The organism is Pseudomonas sp. FP603 (assembly GCF_030687415.1).
GTDB classification, from domain to species: Bacteria; Pseudomonadota; Gammaproteobacteria; order Pseudomonadales; family Pseudomonadaceae; genus Aquipseudomonas; species Aquipseudomonas wuhanensis.
Genome location: NZ_CP117431.1, coordinates 3,105,941 through 3,127,076, shown reverse-complemented (window position 1 = coordinate 3,127,076; position 21,136 = coordinate 3,105,941). Strand labels below are relative to the sequence as shown.

Annotated in this window: 15 protein-coding genes and 5 pseudogenes; 4 read left to right on the top strand and 16 right to left on the bottom strand. The window is 59.0% G+C overall.

Going from position 1 to position 21,136, the window contains the following annotated elements:
* Positions 1 to 16: 16 nt before the first annotated feature.
* The 13 genes and pseudogenes from PSH65_RS14625 to PSH65_RS14570 form a co-directional block, all read right to left on the bottom strand.
* Positions 17 to 427, bottom strand: a pseudogene (locus PSH65_RS14625) (alpha/beta fold hydrolase); the annotation flags it as partial.
* Between the two features lie 3 nt (positions 428 to 430).
* Positions 431 to 601: pseudogene (locus PSH65_RS14620) on the bottom strand (aldehyde dehydrogenase family protein); the annotation flags it as partial.
* A 14-nt stretch (positions 602 to 615) separates the two neighbouring features.
* Positions 616 to 693 (bottom strand): annotated as a pseudogene (locus PSH65_RS31830) (hypothetical protein); the annotation flags it as partial.
* A 6-nt stretch (positions 694 to 699) separates the two neighbouring features.
* On the bottom strand, positions 700 to 2,106 hold the full coding sequence (gabP, locus tag PSH65_RS14615) for a GABA permease (RefSeq protein WP_305426706.1): 1,407 nt from the start codon (positions 2,104 to 2,106) through the stop codon (positions 700 to 702).
* 717 nt (positions 2,107 to 2,823) lie between these two features.
* The gene (locus PSH65_RS14610) at positions 2,824 to 4,644 is read right to left on the bottom strand and encodes a glycoside hydrolase family 28 protein (protein ID WP_305426705.1); all 1,821 of its coding nucleotides are present in this window, start codon (positions 4,642 to 4,644) and stop codon (positions 2,824 to 2,826) included.
* Positions 4,645 to 4,698: 54 nt separating this feature from the next.
* Complete coding sequence (locus tag PSH65_RS14605; RefSeq protein WP_305426704.1) at positions 4,699 to 4,887, bottom strand: hypothetical protein; 189 nt, start codon at positions 4,885 to 4,887, stop codon at positions 4,699 to 4,701.
* Positions 4,888 to 5,094: 207 nt separating this feature from the next.
* Positions 5,095 to 5,871 carry an ABC transporter ATP-binding protein gene (locus PSH65_RS14600; RefSeq protein WP_305426703.1) on the bottom strand — a complete coding sequence of 259 codons (777 nt, stop codon included), beginning with the start codon at positions 5,869 to 5,871 and terminating at the stop codon, positions 5,095 to 5,097.
* Between the two features lie 10 nt (positions 5,872 to 5,881).
* A pseudogene (locus PSH65_RS14595) lies at positions 5,882 to 6,720 on the bottom strand (ABC transporter ATP-binding protein).
* Between the two features lie 11 nt (positions 6,721 to 6,731).
* Positions 6,732 to 7,649 (bottom strand): ABC transporter permease, encoded by a 918-nt coding sequence (locus PSH65_RS14590; protein WP_305426582.1) that lies wholly within the window; start codon positions 7,647 to 7,649, stop codon positions 6,732 to 6,734.
* A 62-nt stretch (positions 7,650 to 7,711) separates the two neighbouring features.
* Positions 7,712 to 9,322 (bottom strand): ABC transporter substrate-binding protein, encoded by a 1,611-nt coding sequence (locus PSH65_RS14585; RefSeq protein ID WP_305426702.1) that lies wholly within the window; start codon positions 9,320 to 9,322, stop codon positions 7,712 to 7,714.
* Positions 9,323 to 9,367: 45 nt separating this feature from the next.
* The gene (locus PSH65_RS14580; RefSeq protein WP_370694702.1) at positions 9,368 to 10,381 is read right to left on the bottom strand and encodes an ABC transporter permease; all 1,014 of its coding nucleotides are present in this window, start codon (positions 10,379 to 10,381) and stop codon (positions 9,368 to 9,370) included.
* An 86-nt stretch (positions 10,382 to 10,467) separates the two neighbouring features.
* Entirely contained in the window at positions 10,468 to 12,078 is a 1,611-nt protein-coding gene (locus PSH65_RS14575; protein ID WP_305426700.1) for an ABC transporter substrate-binding protein, read from the bottom strand.
* A 72-nt stretch (positions 12,079 to 12,150) separates the two neighbouring features.
* Positions 12,151 to 13,305 (bottom strand): mandelate racemase family protein, encoded by a 1,155-nt coding sequence (locus PSH65_RS14570; protein WP_305426699.1) that lies wholly within the window; start codon positions 13,303 to 13,305, stop codon positions 12,151 to 12,153.
* 360 nt (positions 13,306 to 13,665) lie between these two features.
* Here PSH65_RS14570 and PSH65_RS14565 point away from each other — a divergent pair.
* The 3 genes and pseudogenes from PSH65_RS14565 to PSH65_RS14555 all read left to right on the top strand — a co-directional run bounded on the left by PSH65_RS14565 (position 13,666) and on the right by PSH65_RS14555 (position 16,220).
* Positions 13,666 to 14,389, top strand: a pseudogene (locus PSH65_RS14565) (oligogalacturonate-specific porin KdgM family protein).
* A 98-nt stretch (positions 14,390 to 14,487) separates the two neighbouring features.
* Positions 14,488 to 15,330, top strand: coding sequence for an NAD(P)-dependent oxidoreductase (locus PSH65_RS14560; RefSeq protein WP_305426698.1), 843 nt, complete (start codon positions 14,488 to 14,490; stop codon positions 15,328 to 15,330).
* Positions 15,327 to 16,220 carry an SMP-30/gluconolactonase/LRE family protein gene (locus PSH65_RS14555; RefSeq protein ID WP_305426697.1) on the top strand — a complete coding sequence of 298 codons (894 nt, stop codon included), beginning with the start codon at positions 15,327 to 15,329 and terminating at the stop codon, positions 16,218 to 16,220. Before PSH65_RS14560 ends, PSH65_RS14555 begins: the two co-directional genes overlap by 4 nt.
* A gap of 9 nt (positions 16,221 to 16,229) precedes the next feature.
* Here PSH65_RS14555 and PSH65_RS14550 read toward each other — a convergent pair whose 3' ends face one another.
* Positions 16,230 to 16,982 carry a FadR/GntR family transcriptional regulator gene (locus PSH65_RS14550; RefSeq protein ID WP_305426696.1) on the bottom strand — a complete coding sequence of 251 codons (753 nt, stop codon included), beginning with the start codon at positions 16,980 to 16,982 and terminating at the stop codon, positions 16,230 to 16,232.
* Positions 16,983 to 17,183: 201 nt separating this feature from the next.
* On the opposite strand from PSH65_RS14550, the gene PSH65_RS14545 reads away from it, so the two are divergent.
* The gene (locus PSH65_RS14545; protein WP_305426695.1) at positions 17,184 to 18,326 is read left to right on the top strand and encodes a polysaccharide lyase family 1 protein; all 1,143 of its coding nucleotides are present in this window, start codon (positions 17,184 to 17,186) and stop codon (positions 18,324 to 18,326) included.
* A 103-nt stretch (positions 18,327 to 18,429) separates the two neighbouring features.
* Here PSH65_RS14545 and gspF read toward each other — a convergent pair whose 3' ends face one another.
* Together gspF and gspE are read right to left on the bottom strand one after the other, a co-directional pair.
* The gene (gene gspF / locus PSH65_RS14540) at positions 18,430 to 19,638 is read right to left on the bottom strand and encodes a type II secretion system inner membrane protein GspF (protein WP_305426694.1); all 1,209 of its coding nucleotides are present in this window, start codon (positions 19,636 to 19,638) and stop codon (positions 18,430 to 18,432) included.
* Positions 19,638 to 21,044, bottom strand: a complete 1,407-nt coding sequence (gene gspE / locus PSH65_RS14535; protein ID WP_305426693.1) for a type II secretion system ATPase GspE — start codon at positions 21,042 to 21,044, stop codon at positions 19,638 to 19,640. Before gspE ends, gspF begins: the two co-directional genes overlap by 1 nt.
* Between the last annotated feature and the right edge of the window lie 92 nt (positions 21,045 to 21,136).

Below are 21,136 nucleotides of genomic sequence, written 5' to 3'. Positions count from 1 at the left end.
GCCCGCAGGAAGCACATTGCCGCGCCGCTTTTTCAATCAATCGGGCTACCGGTTCCGGATTTGAAACCATCACGTGGAACTTATCCTGCTGGATGTACAAATCCTTGCCGCCATCAGCCAGCACGACAGGCGCCGCAAGGGCTGGGCCGAGAGTACTCCCCGGGAATTTGCCGGCTAGCCCGGCGACGGTTTCGCCCGCCTCGGGCGCGAAGGCGCTGACGTAAACAAGTGCCTTTACATTGGCTCGGTCGTTGGCCGCTTCGCTGATGACGTTGCCGCCGTAGGAATGGCCAACCAGCACAACGGGAGACTTGATGCCCGCCAGCAATGCGGAAACAGCAGCGCCATCGCTCTTCACACTGCGCAATGGATTGGCGGCGGCCACAACAGGGTAGCCATCTTTTTCGAGTATCTTCACCACCCAGCTGAATCAGTGCGCGATGCACACCGATTTCAGCTCGGTGTAAGCCTCAATAACCGCGTGACCAAACTCACGGTCCATACCGGATTGTTTAACGCCACCAAACGGCATCGCAGGGTCGAGCAATACGTGAGCGTTGACCCAAACGGTGCCCGCTTCGATACGCGGCACCCTGTTCATGGCTTTGCTCAAGTCTGCTGGTCCTGCTCATTGCGGATGCGTTCGTAGACGAACATCTCCGAAATCGCCGCCGACAGCTCACGGCCATGATCAGGCTGCTATACACTTTCCGCCGACACCGCCCTCTGCGGCTGCCCATGATGACGCGTGGTCACAAGGCCGATAAAGGAAATCACCAACGCCAGGACGATGGTCGAAGAAACCTCCATACGGTGCTCGGGCGTCACCATCATCACCGCCAGCGCTGCGCAGATGAAGGCAATGACCAACCAGGTGAGCCAGGGAAACAACCACATCTTGAAGGTCAACGTGACGTTCTGCCGAAGCAGAATCCTGCGCATGCGCAATTGCGACACTGCGATAACCAGGTACACCAGCAACGCAATGGCACCGGAGCTGGCGAGCAGAAACTGGAATAAGCCGGCGGGCATGAAGTAGCTGAACAAGGTCACACCGGCGCCCAGTACGGTGCTGGCGATTACCGCAGCCCTCGGCACGCCCGCCGATGACGTTACCTTCATCGGCTCCGGTGCATCACCGCGCTTGCCCAGCGAAAACAACATGCGTGAGGAAATATAGATCGACGAGTTCATGCAGCTGGCCACGGCAATCAACACCACCACATCCACCAGCAATTTGGCATGGGGAATGTTCATCAGCTCCAGCGCCCGCTGGTAAGAGCCCACGGACGCCAGCAACGGATCATTCCAGGGCACCACGGAAATGACCACGAAAATGGACAGTAAGTAGAACACTCCGATGCGCCAGATCACCGAGCGTGTGGCTTTGGCAATGTTCTGCGCAGGGTTGCTGGATTCGGCGGCTGCAATGGTTACCGCTTCTGTCCCGATGAAGCTGAACATGATGGTGATGAATGCCCCTACAACCGCTGACAAGCCGTTGGGCGCAAACCCGCCATGTTCCTCCATGAGTCGACTCAACCCGCTGGCCTCCCGCTCGGGAATCCAACCCATCAACACCGCAAAACCAAGGCCGATGAATCCGATGATTGCCACGACCTTGGCCATCGCAAACCAGAATTCGAACTCGCCATATTTCGACACGCTGAACAGGTTGGTCACGACCAGCAGAATGATCGACACTAAAGCAAACAACCAAGTATCGATCTGTGGGAACCATTGGTTCAATACATGGCCAGCCGCGAGCGCCTCGATCGGTATCACCAGAACCCAGAACCACCAATAGAGCCAGCCGATGGTGAAGCCCGCCCAACGCCCGATTGCCTGGTCGGCGTAGGTAGAGAAAGATCCGGTGTCCGGGTTGGCAACCGCCATTTCGCCCAGCATGCGCATGACAAAAACGACCAAAAGGCCGGAGAACAGATAAGCCAGCAACACCGCCGGACCGGCGGCAGCGATGGCATGTCCCGACCCAACGAATAAACCTGCGCCGATAATCCCCGCGATGGAAAGCATTGTGACGTGACGCGGCTTGAAACCCTGTGCCAACTGACCATTCGAATCTTTCGAGTTCAGGCTATTCATCGTTTTGTTATTCTCTGGTGATCGACGTTAGGGCGTACTGACTGAGGGTCAGGCGATCATCATTTCTTCCTGTTTCCGCTTCTTGAAAGCGGCGCGCCTCAAACGCTCCTGAGCTTCTAAATCAGTCATCACGGCTACGCACAGCCATGAAAGGACGCGTCACCTTACGCGTCTTACGTTGAAAACAAGTAGCCTGAGCGCGCCACGTGCGAGTCTGATCTCGACATGCACCCAGTGCGATGCAGTTCGGCGATCAATCACGCCAGCGATATCAGGCGCTGATACTCGCGGCGCTCCGAGCACCGGATTGATGTACTGGAAAATGTACCCATTGGGGCTGGATCTGAGTGTTTTCAGCGGCGGCGCGCGGCAAAAGTCAAAGAAAGACTTTTCTTTGGACGAAAAAAATGGACCTCTTTTCAGAGATCCATTTTTTAATGCTTGGAGCGGGAAACGAGACTCGTATCTAGCGTCCGGCCCATTGAAATCTAAGGGGTTTCTTTTCTTGCCGAAGCAGGAAAAGACTCAATTCTGGACTTGTTTTCAAGGTGTATCAAGAGCCAAGAAGGAGTGATTCCAGGCTACACTATTGGATTCTACCTATAGCCAATTGACGACTTTGGCGGCTAGAAGTCCAGCTTTGAACTCGGCGTCACCGAGATTAACTTCATGGCTTATTCTCCGCGCAAGTTCATCGACCTGCACTCCAAGCAACGACTATGGCGGCGTCGGGTCCACCGCGTTGAAAGACAAACCCTGGCTATTACTCACTTGCCATGAATTCCCCCCGCCCGTCTCGCTGAATACAACGCTGTCGAACTGCGAATCCTTCAACCCATCGATCTGCACCTTGGCCGGGCCACTGAAGCGTACGCGTTCGAACACCAAACCCTGATGCCAGGCGTTGCTCTGACTATCGCCCTTGACCTCGATCGCCTTGCCTTGCGCATTCTCGACGCTCACATCAGCGACTCGAATATCCCGGAATTGCCCCGGGACTGTTGAACGCTGGTAATCCAGTTTGGCGTTCGGATCATTGTAGTCGAGGGTGAAAATGAAGGCCTGTTTGACGGTATTGCGAATCGCCGAATCGCGGAAGGTGACGTTCCGCGCCCCGCCCCCCATGAAGTTTGTACTTTTCATTCGCAATCCCGCATCGGTGCCGTCAGAGACGTTGTCCTCGGCCAGGATGTTCTGAATCCAGGCCCCCGTGTGGCTGCCGGCAACCACCATGCCATGACCTTTGCGAAAGTAGTTGTTGAAGATCCACGCATCCTCCTGCGGCTTTTGATGCACCGCATCGGCACCGGTGCCAGCCGCGAAATTGACGCAGTCATCGCCGGTGTCGAAGAAGTTGTTGAAGACCAACGCGCCTTTGCTGTTGGCGAACTCGATACCGTCGCCGTTGTTGGCGTCATAGGTCTTGTGCGTAGTGTTGGCCAGCACCACGTTTTCGGTCTCCAGGTTCATGATCCCGTGGAACGCCGGATTCAACACGGTGAAACCGCCGTAGAAAACGTTTTTCACATTGCGCAGGGTGATCAGCGAAGAACGCATCTGCCCGTAGGCATCCTTGACATTCATGCCACGCGCCACCGCTTGCTCGACTTGAGCCTTGGCCAGGATGCCGTCCTGCAGGTAGCGCGTGTTATCACTGGGCAGGTAGAACGGTAATGGCTGACCACGCTCGTCGACGATATCGGTGCGCCGCTTCCAGCCATTACCGTCAAGGGTGCCCTTGCCAACGATACGGATATTTTCGAACGACTGGTGTTGACGCGGATCACGCGGCAAGGCGTTGATCAGCGAGGCCGGGCGCACCGTGCTCGAATACGGGTACTGAATGTAACCCTCCAGCGGATAGTCTTCGGCGCGTTCGGAGCCCAGCAGTGTCGCTCCTTCGGCGATTTCCAGGGTCATGTTGCTTTTGAGATAAAGCGCGCCGCTTTTGTAGATGCCCTTGGGCAACAACACTTTGCAGCCAACGGTACAGGCTTCGATCGCAGTCTGGATGGCCAGGGTATCGAGGCTGCTGCCGTCGCCCTTGGCGCCGTACTTTTTCACGTCGAACACCGCTGCAACCTTCGTCGTACGTTGCACGAGGGCTGGACTGTCAGCTGATTCCTTGCCATCGGCACCCACTGCACGCACGGTGAAACGGTATGAGGTGTCGGGTTTGAGACCTTGGGCTGCTGTGTAGCTGTGAATGCCGATGCGGTAGTGGAAGTTCGCGGTGTCCTGCTCGTAGAAGCGGTCGATATAGGGCTTGGCCGGCGATACCCGGTCATTGTTGGCGTTGCTGTTGCCCAGCAGGACGCCGTTGGCGTAGACCCGATAGTCCTTGATGTCGGTGTGATCAGCAGGTTTTTCCCAGACCAGGATGATCTGCTGATCATCAAAGGCCAGGGTCGGCACTTGCAGTTTCGACGGTGCTTGCAGCGCCCACGATGACAGACTGCAACTCACGGCCAGGGCGGCGATCAGTGACCGCGCCAGAAAGTGTTTGGGCAGAGCAACAGCGGGAGGTTGATACGGCATGTCGTTTTCCTTGTCTTTGCCAGTCATCACGCCAGGGGGCCTGACCCCACGGGTTCAGGCCGACAGCCCGGTTTCTTCGAGGTATTGGCTACGATTGACGAACGTTTCCCTTGGCATTTCCCTTACATCCATGGACAAGGCTTCGACGTCTGGCAGCAGGCCCACCAATGCGGCCAACACCGCCGAAGCCAAGCTGCGTTGCTGTTCGGCACTGCGCCCGGCAAACAGGGTATAGGGCCACATGGACGAAATCATCCTGGGTAGACCCGCAGCGGTAATGGACAAAACCGTTGAGTCGAACCTTGATATCCCCCGGCTTGAATACGCCAAAGGCGTCGAGGGCATCGTGCACGGTGGCCAGCAGGGTCTGCTCGCCGACGCGCTGGGCCAGGGTTACGGGGCAATCGATGAGGCAATGGGGCATGGTTGTTTCTCCGCAAATCGGTCGGTTCAAACGGCCATCTGGCGCTCGGACTCTTGGCTGAAATCACGGCTGGCCTGCACCAGCATTCTTGTATAGGCGTGGGTCGCCAGGTCCTGACTGAGTGCCTTACTGTCGAGCAGTTCAACGATCTTGCCTTGCTGCATCACCGCCACCCGATCACACAGGTGCGTCACCACACCCAGATCGTGGGTCACCATCAAATACGTGAGCTTCTCGCGCTGGCGCAGATCCGCCAGCAAGTTGAGGATTTCCGCCTGCACCGAAACATCCAGTGCCGACGTCGGCTCATCCAGCAGCAAGACCCTGGGTTCAAGAATCAACGCACGGGCAATCGCCACTCGCTGGCGCTGACCGCCGGACAACTGATGCGGATAGCGATAGCGGTAACTGTCGTTCAAACCCACCTTGAGCAGGATCTCGCTGATCCGGTCGTCCTTGTCCGCTACCCCGTGAATAATCAGCGGCTCGCGCAGCGCAGTGTCGACCGTATGGCGTGGATGCAAGGAACCATAGGGGTCCTGAAAAACCATCTGCACTTGCCGGAAATGCGCCTTGGGAATCTTGTGCTGCAACGGTACACCGGCAATGCTCAGCTCGCCGTTCCAGTGCCGATACTGCCCGGCCAGGCAGCGCAGCACGGTGGTGTTGCCCGAGCCGGACTCCCCTACCAGGCCAAAGGATTCACCATCGGCAACGCTGAGGCTGACGTCGTGCAGCACTTGATTGAGGGCCGGACCAACGCCGAAACTCAGGTTCAGCGCGTGTGCTTGGATCATGGGCATGGTCAATTCCTCAGCAAGTCAGCCAGAGCGGGTCGCGTTGCAGCACCGGCAATCGTTCGCGACGATTGTCCATGCTCGGCAATGCCGCCAGCAGGCCACGGGTATAGGGATGTTGGGCGTGTTGCAGGTCGCAGGCAGCCAGTGATTCCACCACCCGCCCGGCGTACATCACCAGCACGCGGTCACAGTAGTTGCGCACGAGATTGAGGTCGTGACTGACAAAAATCAGCCCCATCTCCTGCTGCTCAACCAACTCTTCGAGCACGCTGAGCACTTGCTGGCGCACCGAGACGTCGAGGGCTGAAGTCGGCTCATCGGCGATGATCACTTGCGGACGAGTGATGACCATCATCGCGATCATGATGCGCTGGCCCATACCGCCGGAGACCTCATGGGGATACAGGTTGTAGACCCGCTGCGGATCGCGGATATGCACCTTTTCCAGCATTTCCATCACCCGCTCGCGGGCTTCGCTGCGGCTAGCCTTGTGGTGGGCCAGGTACGCCTCGGCATCTGGTCGCCGACCTTGACCACCGGGTTCAGCGAGTACTTGGGGTCTTGCATGATCATCGAGATGCGCTGACCGCGAATCTTTTGCATGACTTTTTCACTGGCCGACAGCAAATCGACTTCACCGAACTGCATGGCCTTGGCGGTGATTCGGGTACTGGCCGGGTGCAACTTGAGCAGGCTGCGTCCCACAGTTGATTTGCCCGAACCGGACTCGCCAACGATGGCCAGTTTTTCGCGCCCCAGGGTGAAGGACACATCCCGTACCGCGTGGGTTTCTTTCTGACCATTGACGAAGCGCACATTGAGCCCTTCGACGTTCAATTTGATTGCAGACATACAGCCTCCGGTTACTCGCTGCGCGGATCAAGAATGTCCCGCAGGCCGTCGCCCAACAGGTTGAAGGCCAGGCTGACCAGCATGATCGCCGCGCCTGGAACAGCCACCAGCCACCAGCACTCAAGCATGTAGCGGCGACCAGTCGATATCATCGCGCCCCACTCCGGTGACGGTGCCTGGGCGCCCAGGCCGAGAAAGCCCAACGCCGCGGCGGTGAGGATGATCCCGGCCATGTTCATGGTCAGGCGGATAATCACCGACGACATGCACATCGGGACAATGTGCCGCAGGATAATTCGCGATGTCGAAGCACCTTGCAGCTCGACCGCCACGACGAAATCCGCCTTGCGCAACGACAGGGTTTCGGCCCGTGCCAGCCGCGCAATCGGCGGCCAGGAGGTCAAGGCAATCGCCACCACCGCGTGTTCGAGGCCAGGACCCAGGGCCGCGATAAACGCCAGCGCCAATACCAGGCTGGGGAAGGAAATGAAGATGTCGGTCAAGCGCATGAAGACCGTGTCCACGAGGCCGCCGTAATAGCCGGAGACCGTGCCGATAAACAAGCCGATAGGACCGACAATCACCGTGACCAGCGTGATGATGTACAGGGTGATGCGTGAGCCATAGACCAGCCGGCTAAAGATATCCCGGCCGTATTCATCGGTGCCGAACCAGTGAGCGGCGCCGGGCGCCTGTAGCGCGTTGGCGAGGTTCTGCGCCACCGGATCATGAGTGGCTATCCAGGGGGCAAATGCCGCGACCACAACCAACAGCATCGCGACCAGTAGCCCGGCCAGGGTCATTGGGTTACGCAACAGGTGGTGCAGCACTTTCAGGCCACTCTTGCACAAGGCATCGAAGCTGGACCCGGGGGTGCGATCCACCTGCCGCTTGGCGTTGGAGTCGGTAGAAGACATGTTGGCAATCATTGGCATGTTCTCGGGTTGAATTCAGGATCACCCGGCGCGTCCGCAGACACGCCCGGCCGCATTCAGCGTTGCTTGTAGACGCCCAGGTAACGCGTCGCCTCGGCATCATCGCCAGCGAACCCCTTGACGTCGGCAGCGCTGACCACGGTGTCGGTCATCTGCGAAATCATCAGGATCGGCCCGATCTGCTGGTCGTAGAGTTCCTGCGCCTGGTGATACAGGCTGAGCCGCTGCGCCCCGTCGCGCTCGACCCCGGCCTGGTCGATCAGGCTATTGAGCTGCGGGTTAAAGAACGAGGCACGCCAGCCCTGGAAGTTCGGCAAGCCGGCGTCATCGCTGTTGTTGGGGTTGTAGGCAAACGTGCGCAGGCTGAAATACGGATGCGGATACCGCTCGGCGCCACGGGCGACGATGATCTCGAAATTGCGCGCACGCATCGCGCCGTACACCTGATTGCCGGTGCCGGTGACGATGCTGGCCTTGATCCCGCCTTCGGCCAGCGTCGCTTGCAGGCGCGCAGCGATGTCGATGAAGGGTGGCTCCGACAACGTACGAATGGTGGTGCTGAAACCCTCGGGGTAACCGGCTTCGGCAAGCAGTTTTTTCGCCTTCTGCACGTCCATGTGATAGCCCGGATCCGGCAGACGCGCTTCCAGGCTCAGTTGCATCGGTTGTTGATTGAGCTTGCCGTAATACGGCATCACCTGTTCGTCCAGGCCTTTGTAGTCGATCAGGTTGCGCACCGCTTCGCGCACCTTGGGCTTGGCGAACTCAGGCTGCTTCATGCTCATCGCCACGTAGTACATCGTGCCGCGCGACAACGACTGCACCTGGATTTTTTCCGAACCGTCGATGGCGCGAATATCCGGTGCCGCCATGCCATAAGCCAAGTCGAGGTCACCGCGCTCAAGCATCAGGCGCAGCGACTGGGATTCGGTCATGTGCCTTACCACCACGCGCTTGAGCTTGGCCGCACCGCCCCAATAGCCGTCGAAACGGGTCAGCAGCAGAGAGTCATTGGCGGTCCATTTGGTCAGTACGAATGGGCCGCTTCCAGCTTCGTTGGTCACCAGCCAGCCGGCACCCAGATCGCCATTTTTCTCATGCGCCAATGCCGTCTTGCGGTCCACCACTACGGCGCTGGGCGAGATCGCCAGCGAGTCGACCAACAGCAGCGGGTCCATGGTTTGCGGCAAATCGATAACCAGGGTGTGGGCATCACTGGCACGGATCAGCGATTGAATGTTATCGACGTTGTAGCCGTAGGCTTTCCAGGTCGTCGCCAGACCGAAGTTGAGTTTCATCACCCGGTACAGCGACCAGGCGACGTCTTCGGCGGTCAGCGGATTGCCGGAGTGGAACTTCACATCCTGACGCAGATGAAACGTCACCTGCTTGCCGTCCTCGCTGATCGCCCAGCGCTCGGCCAGTTGCGGCAAGTGTTTTTCCGGGTTGCCCTGATCTCGCTTGATCAGCGTGTCGTAAAGGTTGGCGTTGACGCCGGACGCATCCAGGCCGGGCGCATTGGCCGGATCGATGGAGAACAGATTGACCATGCTCATGCCGACGATCAACTGATCGGCCGGCGTCTTGGCGTTGGCCAGCGTCATCGGCCCGAGAGCCAGGACCGCCGCCATCAGGCCAGCGTGCAGTTTGGTAAATGCAGTCGTCATTAAAGAATCCTTCTTTTTATAGTTTTAGTGCTGCTGCGTTGCGCGTTAACGGGTGCGTGGATCGAACACCTTGTACAAGGCATCGCTGATCAGGTTGAGCGCGACAAAGATCAGACCAATCACCAACACACAGCCCATCACCGCGTTCATGTCGCCGAGCATCAAACTGCTGGTCAGGTACTGGCCGAAGCCGGGCCATGCGAACACCGTCTCGATGAGCACCGCGCCTTCGAGCAGCGAGCCATAGGCCAGCGCCACCACCGTCAGCAGCTGGACGAGGATGTTGCGAAAGGCATGCCCCCACACCACTTGGCGGCGTGACAGTCCCTTGACCCGGGCGGTAATGATGTACTCCTGAGATAACTGTTCGAGCATGAAGCTGCGCGTCATCCGGCTGATGTAGGCCACCGAGTTCAGGCCGAGAATCAGCGCCGGCAACACGATATGGCGCAAGGCGCTGGCGAAGGCTTCCCAGTCTCGCGCCAGGGCCGAGTCGATCAGCAACAAGCCGGTGACGTCGGGAACCATGCCGTCATAGGCCAGGTCGATCCGCCCGGCACCGCCGGCCCAGCCCAGCCAGGCGTAGAACACCAGCAGGCCCATCATGCCCAGCCAGAAAATCGGCGTGGAGTAACCGAACAAGGTGATCACCCGAGCCACATGATCCCCAAGGCGTCCCTGATTACTGGCCGCGCACACGCCCAGCGGCAAACCGATCAGAACACCGAACAGAATGGCCAGGGTCGCCAGTTCGATGGTCGCCGGGAACACCCGCCGGATATCGTCGAGCACCGGGTGACCGGTCAATAGCGCGTTGCCGAAATCGCCATGGAGCAAGTCGTTGAGGTACAGGCCGAACTGAGTCCAGATCGGTTTATCCAGCCCCATCGCCCGGTACACCTGATCGTAGGTGGAACTGTCCGCGTCCGGCCCGACCACCGCCAGTACAGGATCGAGCGGCATGACCCGGCCGATGACAAAGGTCAGGGCCAACAGGCCTAGCAACGTCACCAACACCGTACTGGCGCGCCGGACGGTATTGGAAGCGCGAGCGCCCATGACAGAGGCAGTCATAACAAACATAGTGAGCTCCTGATAAATCGGTCACCGGTGCACCAAAGACGCGGGGGTCACCCGCGCAGTTTTCAGCGCTTCTTGTAGACGTCTTTGTAACGCGTGGTCGCTGCCGTGTGTCCCTGAAAATCGGCAACGTCGGCGTAGATCAGCACCGTGTCGGTCATCTGCGAGACCGGCAGAATAGCGCCCACCTGTTGATCGAGTTGCTCCTGGATTTTCCGGTACTGGACCAGTTGTTTATTGGCATCAGGCTCGACTTCAGCGCTCTCGATCAGTTGGTTCAACTCAGGGCTGTAGAAGAAGGTGCGCCAGCCTTGGAAGTTACTCAACTTGGCCTCGTCGCGGTTATCCGGGTTGTACACCAGCGTGCGCAAACTGGAGTGGGGATGGCGCTCTGCCCCACCACCGCCGCGTCCGACGATGATGTCAAAGCTGCGCTCACGCATGGCGCCGTAGATCTGGTTACCGGTGCCGGTGATGATGCTGGCCTCAATCCCGGCTTGAGCCAGCGTCGACTGCAAGTTGGAAGCGATGTTGATAAAGGGGGGCTCGGCCAACACGCGGATGGTGGTCTTGAAGCCGTTGGGGTAGCCCGCGTCGGCTAACAGTTTTTTTGCTTCATCGACATTCAGCCGATAACCGGGATCAGGCAAGCGCGCGGCAAGACCCAATGGCAGCGGCCGTTGATTGATCACACCGTAGTGCGGCATGACGGTCTGGTTGATGCCTTGGTAGTCGATCAGTGAACGTACCGCCTTACGTACGCGTGCGTCAGCGAACATCGGTTGCTTCACACTCAACGCTACGTAATAGAGCGTGCCGCGCTGCAAGGTTTGAGTGCGCACCTTGTCGCTGTTTTGCAGGGCTTCGATATCCGGGGCGGACATGCCTTTGGCGATGTCCAGGTCGCCACGCTCAATCATCAAGCGCAACGATTGCGACTCGGTCATGTTGCGCATGACGATGCGCTTGAGCTTAGCCGGGCCGCCCCAGTAACCGTCGAAACGGCTCATCAGAATCACGTCGTTGGCACGCCAGTCATTGAGCACGAAGGCCCCACTGCCGGCCGCATGGGTCACCAGCCAGGCGGCGCCCATGTCGTTGTTCTTCTGATGTTCGAGGACTTTCTTGCGGTCGAGAATGAACGCACTTGGCGAGGTCGCCAAGGTATTGAGCACCAGCAGCGGATCGGTCGACCGTGGCAGCTCAATGACAAAGGTATTGGCGTCCGTGGCGCGCATAGAGCGCTCGACGTTCTCGGCACTGAAACCGTACGCCTTCCAGGTCGAGGCCAACGCCAGGTTGAGCTTGAGTACCCGTTGCAGCGACCAGGCGACGTCTTCGGCAGTCAAGGGGTTACCGGACTGGAACTGCACGCCGGTGCGCAGGGTGAAGGTCAGGGTCTTGCGGTCATCGCTGACCTGCCAACGTTCAGCCAGGGCCGGCAGCAGGCGATCAGGCTGGGCGATGTCTTGCACCAGCAACATGTCATAGAGATTGGCATTGATCTCCGACACATCCAGCCCGGTGGCTGCCGCCGGGTCGAGGGACAGCAGGTTGATCATGCTCATGCCGACAATCAGTTGATCGGCCGGCGTCTTGGCATAGGCCACAGGTAAAACGGCGACCGCCAGGGTGGCCGCCAATACCCGCGCCCACAGCGAAGGAAGAATGCTCATAGCGAGAGTGCCTTTCTTATATTTATAGGGCTTTCGGACGGCCCGGCATGCATCGGGTCGCCCGTGTAAACGTCAGAAGCTGTTAAGCGTATGGGTCTCGATAAACTCGAAATCGATCTCTTCACCCAGGCCCGGTAAATCGGACAGGTGCACAAAACCATCGTTGTCCATCGGATCGACCAGGCGCTTGAGGTACGCCGGCACCTCGTCGTAATCCAGGTACGGGTGCAGCAATCCACGCTCATACCAGGTGCAGTTTTTTATCGCCCCGACCACCGCCAGGTTCGCTGCGCCATTGCCATGGATTTCGCAATCCATGCCGAAGGACTCGGCCATGTGCGCGACCTTCAGACACGGTGCGATCCCCCCAACCCCGGCCACACCGGCCCGCAGGATGTCGCAGACGTCGTGCTTGACCCAACTGGCACGACTCAGGTGTTTGCCGGACAGGGTTTCCGGTCCCAATACCGGGATGTCCAGTTGGCCCGCCAGCCAGGCATAGGACTCGGCGGACTCTTCCATCATGGGTTCTTCGAACCAGGCAAAGTCGAGCTTCTCCAACTCGCGCCCGATGTAGAGCGCATCGGTGCGGCTGTACCAGTGATAACCGTCGAGCATCAAGGCGATGTCCGGCCCCACCGCTTCGCGCACGGCGGCGCACGCTTTGACGTCGATGCGCGGGCTTGGGGCGAAGGACACGGGCGGCATCCAGGTGTGCAACTTGATCGCCTTGTAGCCACGCTTGACCAGGGTTTCGGCGAAACGCCCGTAATCTTCTGGCGTCGCCAAGCCGCCAGGCAATTCGTCGCCGCACATGGTGGAGCCGTAAGCCGGGACCTTGTCGCGAAAGCCACCAATCAACTTGTGTACCGGCACGCCAAGTTTGCGCCCCGCCCAGTCCCACAACGCTTGTTCCACCAAGGCCAAGGCACGATCGGTCAACTGGCTGGCACTGCCGCGCTGCCAGTGCGCCAGGTCGTGCCAGATTTTCTCGCGATCAAACGCGTTCTGCCCGACCAGCACTTTGCGCACAAAACCGTCCAGCACATAAGGACGAATCAGTTCCGGCGCACCGAAGGCATAGCCTTCGCTGCCGTCTTCGGTCTGGATGCGCAGCAAAGCCATTTGGGCTTGGGAGACATCACCGGGGTGAGCATGACCGGCGCTGTCCACTGCGCGGCGGGTCGGATAGGCAAATACCTGGACGTTGACTGCTGTGATTCTCATGGACGTCTTTAGCCTTCTTATTGGATTTGTGACAGGAGTGTCGTCTGTTGTCGCCGATCATATGTCATCGTACAACGCATGAAAAGACCCAATAAATAACCTTCAGCCCCTGCATTTTTCCTCCCTATCCAACCAAAACGCCCGTATTTAAAGACAACTAAGGAATAACACGCCTCTATTGAAAGCTCTATTCACAAGGCACATTTGTAACAATATGTTTCTAAACCAGCAATAACCCATAGACGAGTCATCTTGTCGTACGATAACGTATATCGGCACCACAAATGAGATCAATACGCAACACCATGCTGCTCGTAGTACACGTCAAACGCCCCTAACAAAAACAAAAAAGAAGACCGTATGAACACCACCCTACGCACGCTCGTTACTGTCGCGACCCTCAGCCTGCCCTTCTGTCAGCGCTGACTCTGCCAGCATCAACTACCGCCACCAGTACACCGAGGACGACAGCGCCCACGCTGACCGAATCAAGTTCAACTACCGTCTGGACAGTGGACTGGGCTTTGAAGCGGAGATGAAATACCGCACGGCCGGTGACCGCAAAGATGTCGCCTACGACAACATGGTCAACAACGGCCATGAGTTCACAGTCAGCTACAACTACAAGCTCAGCGCGCAATCAACGCTGACCCCAGCCTTCCAGATGGACAGCTCGAAGGACTCGACCACTTACAAGTTCGGCCTCAAGTACAACTACAAAATCAACGATGCCTTCTACGTCGCCACGCGCTATCGCCTGGACGCCAAGAAACTGGATCGTGACCAGGTCAATGAAGACATGCCCGACCACATCAAGGATGACCAGACCACCAACCGCTTTGAAGGTTGGCTCGGGTATACGCCGGCGAACAAGTGGGCCTACGAATATCAGTTCATCTATTTCAAGACCGACTACATCCGCTACGACAACAAGAAAAGCGATTACGAACAGAACCTGATCGTCAAATACAAACTCACCAAGAAATGGGCGCCGTTCATGGAAATCGGCGACGTAAAAGTCGACTCCACCTCCCCCGATCGCCAGGCGCGCTGGCGCTTGGGTGTCCAGTACAACTTCATGTAAAAACTGGCCCGATGCTGCCTGGCGATCGCGCATCGTTCACCAGGCAATGTCAGGCCCCTAAACCGACACGCAACGACAGTTCAATGGAAGACCTGACCATGACCACGCAACCCGCTTCGCACAAACCCTTCAACCGCATTCTGCTGACAGGCGCCGCCGGCGGCCTGGGCCAGATCCTCAGAGAAACCCTGCAGGCTCACACCGAAATCGTCCGGGCCTCGGACATCAGCCCCATGGCGCCTAGCCGTGGCCAACACGACGAAGTGATCAGCTGCAACCTGGCCGACAAGGCCGGAGTCGCGGCACTAGTCGAAGGCGTCGATGCCATCGTCCATCTGGGCGGAATTTCAGTGGAGCGGCCCTTCGAAGACATCCTCTCGGCAAATATTTGCGGCACCTTTCATATTTATGAGGCTGCGCGGCAACACGGGGTCAAGCGGATTGTTTTTGCCAGCTCCAACCACGTCACCGGTTTCTACCCGCAAGACGTCGAACTGGATGCTCACTCCCTGCGCCGACCGGATGGCTATTACGGTTTGTCCAAGGCTTACGGCGAGGACATGGCGACGTTTTACTTTCACCGCTATGGCATCGAAACGGTGAGCTTGCGGATCGGCTCATCGTTTCCGGAACCGCGCAATCTGCGAATGCTCTCGACCTGGCTGAGTTATCCAGACCTGGAGCACCTGGTAGCGCGCGCCCTGCTGGCCAGCGATGTCGGACACAGCGTGGTGTACGGTGTTTCCAACAACCGTGATCAGTGGTGGAATAATCGCCATGCCGCTCACCTGGGCTTTGCCCCGCAGGACAGCTCGGAAGTCTTTCGCGCGCAGATAGAGCAACAACCCAAACCTGCCGCGGACGATCCCAACAGCCTGTTCCAAGGGGGAGCATTCACGGCTGCCGGGCCGTTCGGTGACCTGTCGGAAACACACCAATGAATGCCGAGCTCATCGTCGACGCACGCAACGCAACGGGCGAAAGTCCGGTCTGGCAAGCTCAGGAGAATGCGTTGTATTGGGTGGATATTCCCGCGGGCCGCTTGCACCGGTGGCAGCCAGACGGCAAGACTGACTCTTGGCAGGCGGACGAAATGCTCGCCTGCATCGCCCGTAGTCCGGCGGGTCATTGGCTGGGAGCGCAGGAAAGTGGAATGTTCAAACTGGCGCCCCAGACAGACGGTCGCCTGAGCGCAGAAAAACTCGTCGGCGTCGAACATGCCCGGCCGCAGATGCGCTTCAACGATGGACGCTGCGACCGCCAGGGACGCTTCTGGGCCAGCACGATGCAGACCAACATGGGCGCCGACGCGGTCGGCGCACTTTATCGTTACGATCCGAAAAACGACGGAATCGTCGATCATCTTGCTGCGCAAATCGAAGACCTGGTGGTGCCGAATGGCCTCGCGTTCAGCCCCGATGGCCGCACGATGTACCTGTCAGACTCGCACCCGAGCCGGCAACTTATTTGGGCGTTCGATTACGATATCGACAGTGGCACGCCGCACAACCGCCGCGTCTTCGTCGACATGAACAGCCATCCGGGTCGACCGGACGGCGCGGCCGTGGACGCTGAAGGCTGCTATTGGATCTGTGCGATCGATGCGGGCCAGGTGCTGCGCTTTACGCCGGACGGGAAACTCGATCGCTCATTATCGCTGCCAGTGAAGAAACCAACAATGTGCGCGTTTGGCGGCGACCGACTCGACACGCTATTTGTCACCTCGATCCGCCCACAGGGCATCGACCTCAGCGACCAGCCCCTGGCGGGCGGTGTCTTCGCTTTGAATCCTGGGGTGAAAGGCCTGCCCGAACCCCTGACACGCGCCTGAGCCCCGCGTTCAACCGTTCAAGGCCTCGACGGCTGCAGCCTCATACGCGCGCCGCATTCGCTCGCGACTGTTGGACAAATGCAGGCGCATCGCGGCACGCGCGGCATCGACATCGCGTCGGACAATGGCCCTGTAGATGTCTTCGTGTTCGCGACTCAGGCGCTCCAGATAGGGCTCCGAGTTGTCCTTGACCCGCGTGGAATGCAAACGAGTGCGCGGAAGGATGCTGACCCCAAGGTGCAACATGATGTCGGTGAAATAACGATTCCCCGTGGCCAACGCAATCTGTTGGTGAAACTGAAAGTCCGCGGACACGGCGTAATCGACACTGACCGCTCTGGAGTTGAGCGCATCGAGCGAGTCGCGCATCAGTTGCAGTTGCTGGTCGGTGCGTCGCACACAGGCCAGGCCAGCCGCTTCAACCTCCAGGCTGATGCGCAACTCAAGGACCGCCAGCACGTCCTGCAACGTGACAATGCTGGCTGGGTCGATGCGAAAACCGCTCGGGCTCGGGATGTCCCTTACAAACGTGCCGATGCCGTGCCGGGTTTCCACCAGGCCAGCGGCTTGCAGGCGCGACATCGCCTCACGCACCACGGTGCGACTGACTCCATGCTCCTCCATGACTTGAGATTCAGTCGGCAATTTTGTCCCACGCGCAAGTTCGCTGCTGCAAATACGCCGGGATAGTTCGGTGACCAACTCCTCCGCCAGACTTCGATGTCTTCGACGAACACTCGGTTGGACGCTGTGTTTGTCCATCAGGAACAAATATCTCGAATTTGCGAATAAGTGCTCATCATAGCTCATTATGTTGTACGACAACGTATCAGTTCAGTGATAGTATTTCGCATGTAGCGGACGTTCGATTCGCTGCGACGGCGATAAGGACGTCCGCTCGAGAAACGCGTTGTCATGTACTGCGCGTTGAACAACTCAAGTTAATCAAGGATCTGATTACTCATGACTAAACCTTCAACCTTCACTGCCAGCAAACTCGCTACCGCCATCGTCGGTTCGCTTTTGTTTGCCAGCCTGCCTACCCATGCAGCCGACATCTGGCTGGATGTTGCCACGACTGGCTGGGCCACGCAAAACGGCGGCACCAAGGGCGGCTCCAGAGCCGCAGCCAACGATATCTACACCGTTAAAAACGCTGCCGAACTGAAAGCCGCACTCAGCGCCAGCGCGGGGAGCAACGGCCGGATCATCAAAGTCAACGGGATCATCGACGTCAGCGAAGGCAAGACTTATACGACGACTGCCGACATGAAGAAGCGTGGGCGTCTGGATATTCTTGGCAAAACCACCATCGTCGGTATCAGCAGCAATGCAGAGATCCGCGAAGGTTTCTTCTACGCCAAGGAAAACGACGTGATCATCCGCAACCTCACCATCGAGAATCCGTGGGATCCGGAACCGATCTGGGATGCGAACGACGGTAGCGCCGGTAACTGGAACTCGGAATACGATGGTCTGACCATCGAGGGTGCCAACAACGTCTGGGTTGACCATGTAACATTCACCGATGGCCGACGCACCGATGACCAGAACGGCACCGCCAACGGTCGACCAAAGCAGCATCACGACGGTGCCCTGGACGTCAAGAACGGCGCCAACTACGTGACCATCTCGTATTCGGCATTCAAGTCCCACGAGAAGAACAACCTGATCGGTTCCAGCGATAGCCGCACCACCGATGATGGCAAGCTCAAGGTGACGATCCACAACACCCTGTTCGAAAACATCTCGGCGCGCGCTCCACGTGTACGTTTTGGCCAGGTGCATCTGTACAACAACTACCATGTGGGCAGCACCAGCCATAAGGTGTACCCGTTCAGCTACGCGCACGGTGTCGGTAAAAGTTCGAAGATCTTCTCCGAGAAGAACGCCTTCGAAATCTCCGGCATCAGTGGTTGCGACAAGATCGCTGGCGATTACGGTGGCAGTGCCTATCTTGATCAGGGCTCGACGCTCAATGGCATCTTGCTGAACTGTAAGTGGGGCACAAACATCGGCTGGACCCCGCCTTACAGCTACACACCGCTGAATGCCGACAAGGTCGCGGCTGACGTCAAGGCCAAGGCCGGCGCCGGCAAGATCTGATTGATCGATGTAAATGCGTAAAAAAAAGCCCTCGGTGACGAGGGCTTTTTTTGTCTATAGGAGCGAGCTCGCAAAGGCGTCGGCCCAGGCACCATCAGCCTCGCTACTGCACCAGCTGATTGATCTCAATGATCGGCAACAACACCGCCATCACAATCACCAGCACCACTCCACCCATTACCACAATCATCAGCGGCTCAAGCAACGCGGTCATACCCATCGCCCGCCGTTCGATATCACGAGACAAGGTTTGCGCCGCACGCTCCAGCATCGGTGGCAGCGAACCGGTTTTTTCGCCACTGGCGATCAGGTGAATCAGTACCGGCGGGAATACGTTTTCCACCCTGAGTGCCGCCGCGAGATTGACACCCTCGCGCACCTTGGCCGTGGCATCGCTGACGCTCAGGCTCAGGCGGTCGTTGGACAAGGTTTGTCGCGCCGCTTCCAATGCTCTTAATAACGGCACCCCCGCACCACCGAGAATCGCCAGGGTCGAGGCAAAACGCGCGGTGTTCAGGCCCAAGACAAAACGCCCGAAAAGTGGCAACTTCAGCACCCGATGATGCCAACTCAAACGCGCCACCGGATTGCGCAAATACAGCCGCCAACTCCAGAACGCCGCAGCCATGATCGCCGCACACAACCAACCCCATGTGCGGATGAAATCACTGGCTGTGAGCATTGCCAGCGTCAGCCCCGGCAGATCCTGCCGCGCCTGGGAAAACGCGCTGACCACCTGCGGCACCACGTAACTGAGCAGGAAAATCACGATGCCGATCGACACCAGCCCGACCACGCCGGGATAGATAAACGCGGTGAGAATCTTGCCGCGCAGGTTGTTGCGTTCCTCGATGTAGTCGGCCAGCCGTTCCATGACCTGCGCCAGATCGCCGGACTCTTCCCCCGCCGCAATCAGCGCGCGATAGATCTCGGGAAAATCCCGTGGCCGTGCGGCCAGCGATTCGGCCAGGCGCATGCCGCTGCGTACGTCCGCGCGCACGGCGCTGAGGGTGTGGGCGATGTGTTTTTTTTCGGCCTGCTCAACCGTGGCACTCAGCGCCGCTTCCAGTGGCAGACTGGCACCGAGCAGGCTTGCCAGTTGCCGCGTCGCCCAGGCCAGATCGTTGTCCGAGAGTTTGGCGCTGAACCGTCCGCCGCCATGCTGGGCGACGTTGCTTTCTTTTTGCACCGACAGCGCGGTCAAACCGCGCCCGCGCAACGCACTGAAAGCGGCGCCCTGACTGTCGGCTTCCAGATGCCCGGACTCGATCTTGCCGCTGGCATCGGCGGCTTCAAAACGATAGCGATTCATCAGGCGTCCCGTGTCACACGAAGGATTTCTTCTGGAGCGGTGGCGCCGCTGCGGATCCAGCGTTCACCGTCCTCGCGCAGGCTGAACATGCCGGCCTTGGCCGCGGCCGCGCGCAAGGCCTGCTCCCCTGCCCCTTGGTGGATCAGGGTGCGGATGTCGTCGTCGATGCAGAACAATTCATGGATGCCAGTGCGGCCGCTGTAACCGGTGTGGTTGCAGGCGGGGCAGCCGATTGGTCGCCAAGTGCCCGGCGTGGACGGGTCTTCCTGTTTGCACTGCGAGCACAATCTGCGCACCAACCTTTGCGCCAAAACACCAAGCATCGATGACGCCAGCAGAAACGGCTCGACGCCCATGTCGATCAAACGGTTGACCGCCGACACCGCGTCGTTGGTGTGCAGGGTCGCCAGCACCAAGTGACCGGTCAGCGAAGCCTGCACGGCGATTTGTGCGGTTTCAAGGTCGCGGATCTCACCGATCATGATGATGTCCGGGTCTTGCCGTAGAATGGCGCGCAATGCCAAGGCAAAGGTCATGTCGATCTTGGCGTTGACCTGAATCTGGCTGATCCCCGGCAGATCATATTCCACCGGGTCTTCGACGGTGAGGATGTTGCTGGTGCTCGCATCCAGCCGCGCCAACGCCGCGTAAAGGCTGGTGGTTTTGCCGCTGCCCGTCGGGCCGGTGACCAGCACGATGCCATGGGGCTGGCGGATCAGATGATCGAGCTTGCCCAGCACCTGCGCGTCCATGCCCAAGGTTTCCAGGTGCAGACGTCCGGCCTGTTTGTCGAGCAGGCGCATGACCACGCGCTCACCGTGGCCGGTCGGCACCGTTGAAACACGAATGTCGATCGGCCGTCCGGCCACGCGCAAGGCGATGCGCCCGTCCTGCGGCAGGCGTTTTTCGGCGATGTCGAGTTGCGCCATGATCTTGATCCGCGAGACCAGCGCGCCGTGCAGCGCCTTGCGCGGCGAGACCACGTCGCGCAGGGTGCCGTCGACGCGATAGCGCACCACCGAATGGGTTTCGAATGGCTCGATGTGTATGTCGCTGGCCTCATCGCGCGCGGCTTGGGTCAGCAGCGCGTTGATCATGCGGATCACCGGCGCGCCGTCCTGGGTGTCGAGCAGGTCGGTGATTTCCGGCATGTCTTGCATCAAGCGGTCGAGATCGACTTCGTTTTCGGCGGCGCCGACCACAGCGGCGGCACTGCCAGTGTCGGCGTAGGCCGTGGCGAGCAGGCCGTCGAGTTCGTCATCGCGCACGCGCTCCAGCCGCGCCGGGCCGAACTGGCGGCGTGCCTCGCTGATCGACCAGCCCGGTGTCGACGGACACACCGTCAACACCCCGTCGCGCAACAAAATGCGCTGCGCCTTGGCCCAGGCGTAAGGCAGCGAACTCATATCCCCAGACTCCCAGGCCGAATGATATCCCCTGTGGCAATGCGATCCCCTGGGGCGAGGGAGCTTGCTCCCGCTGGGCTGCGTAGCAGCCC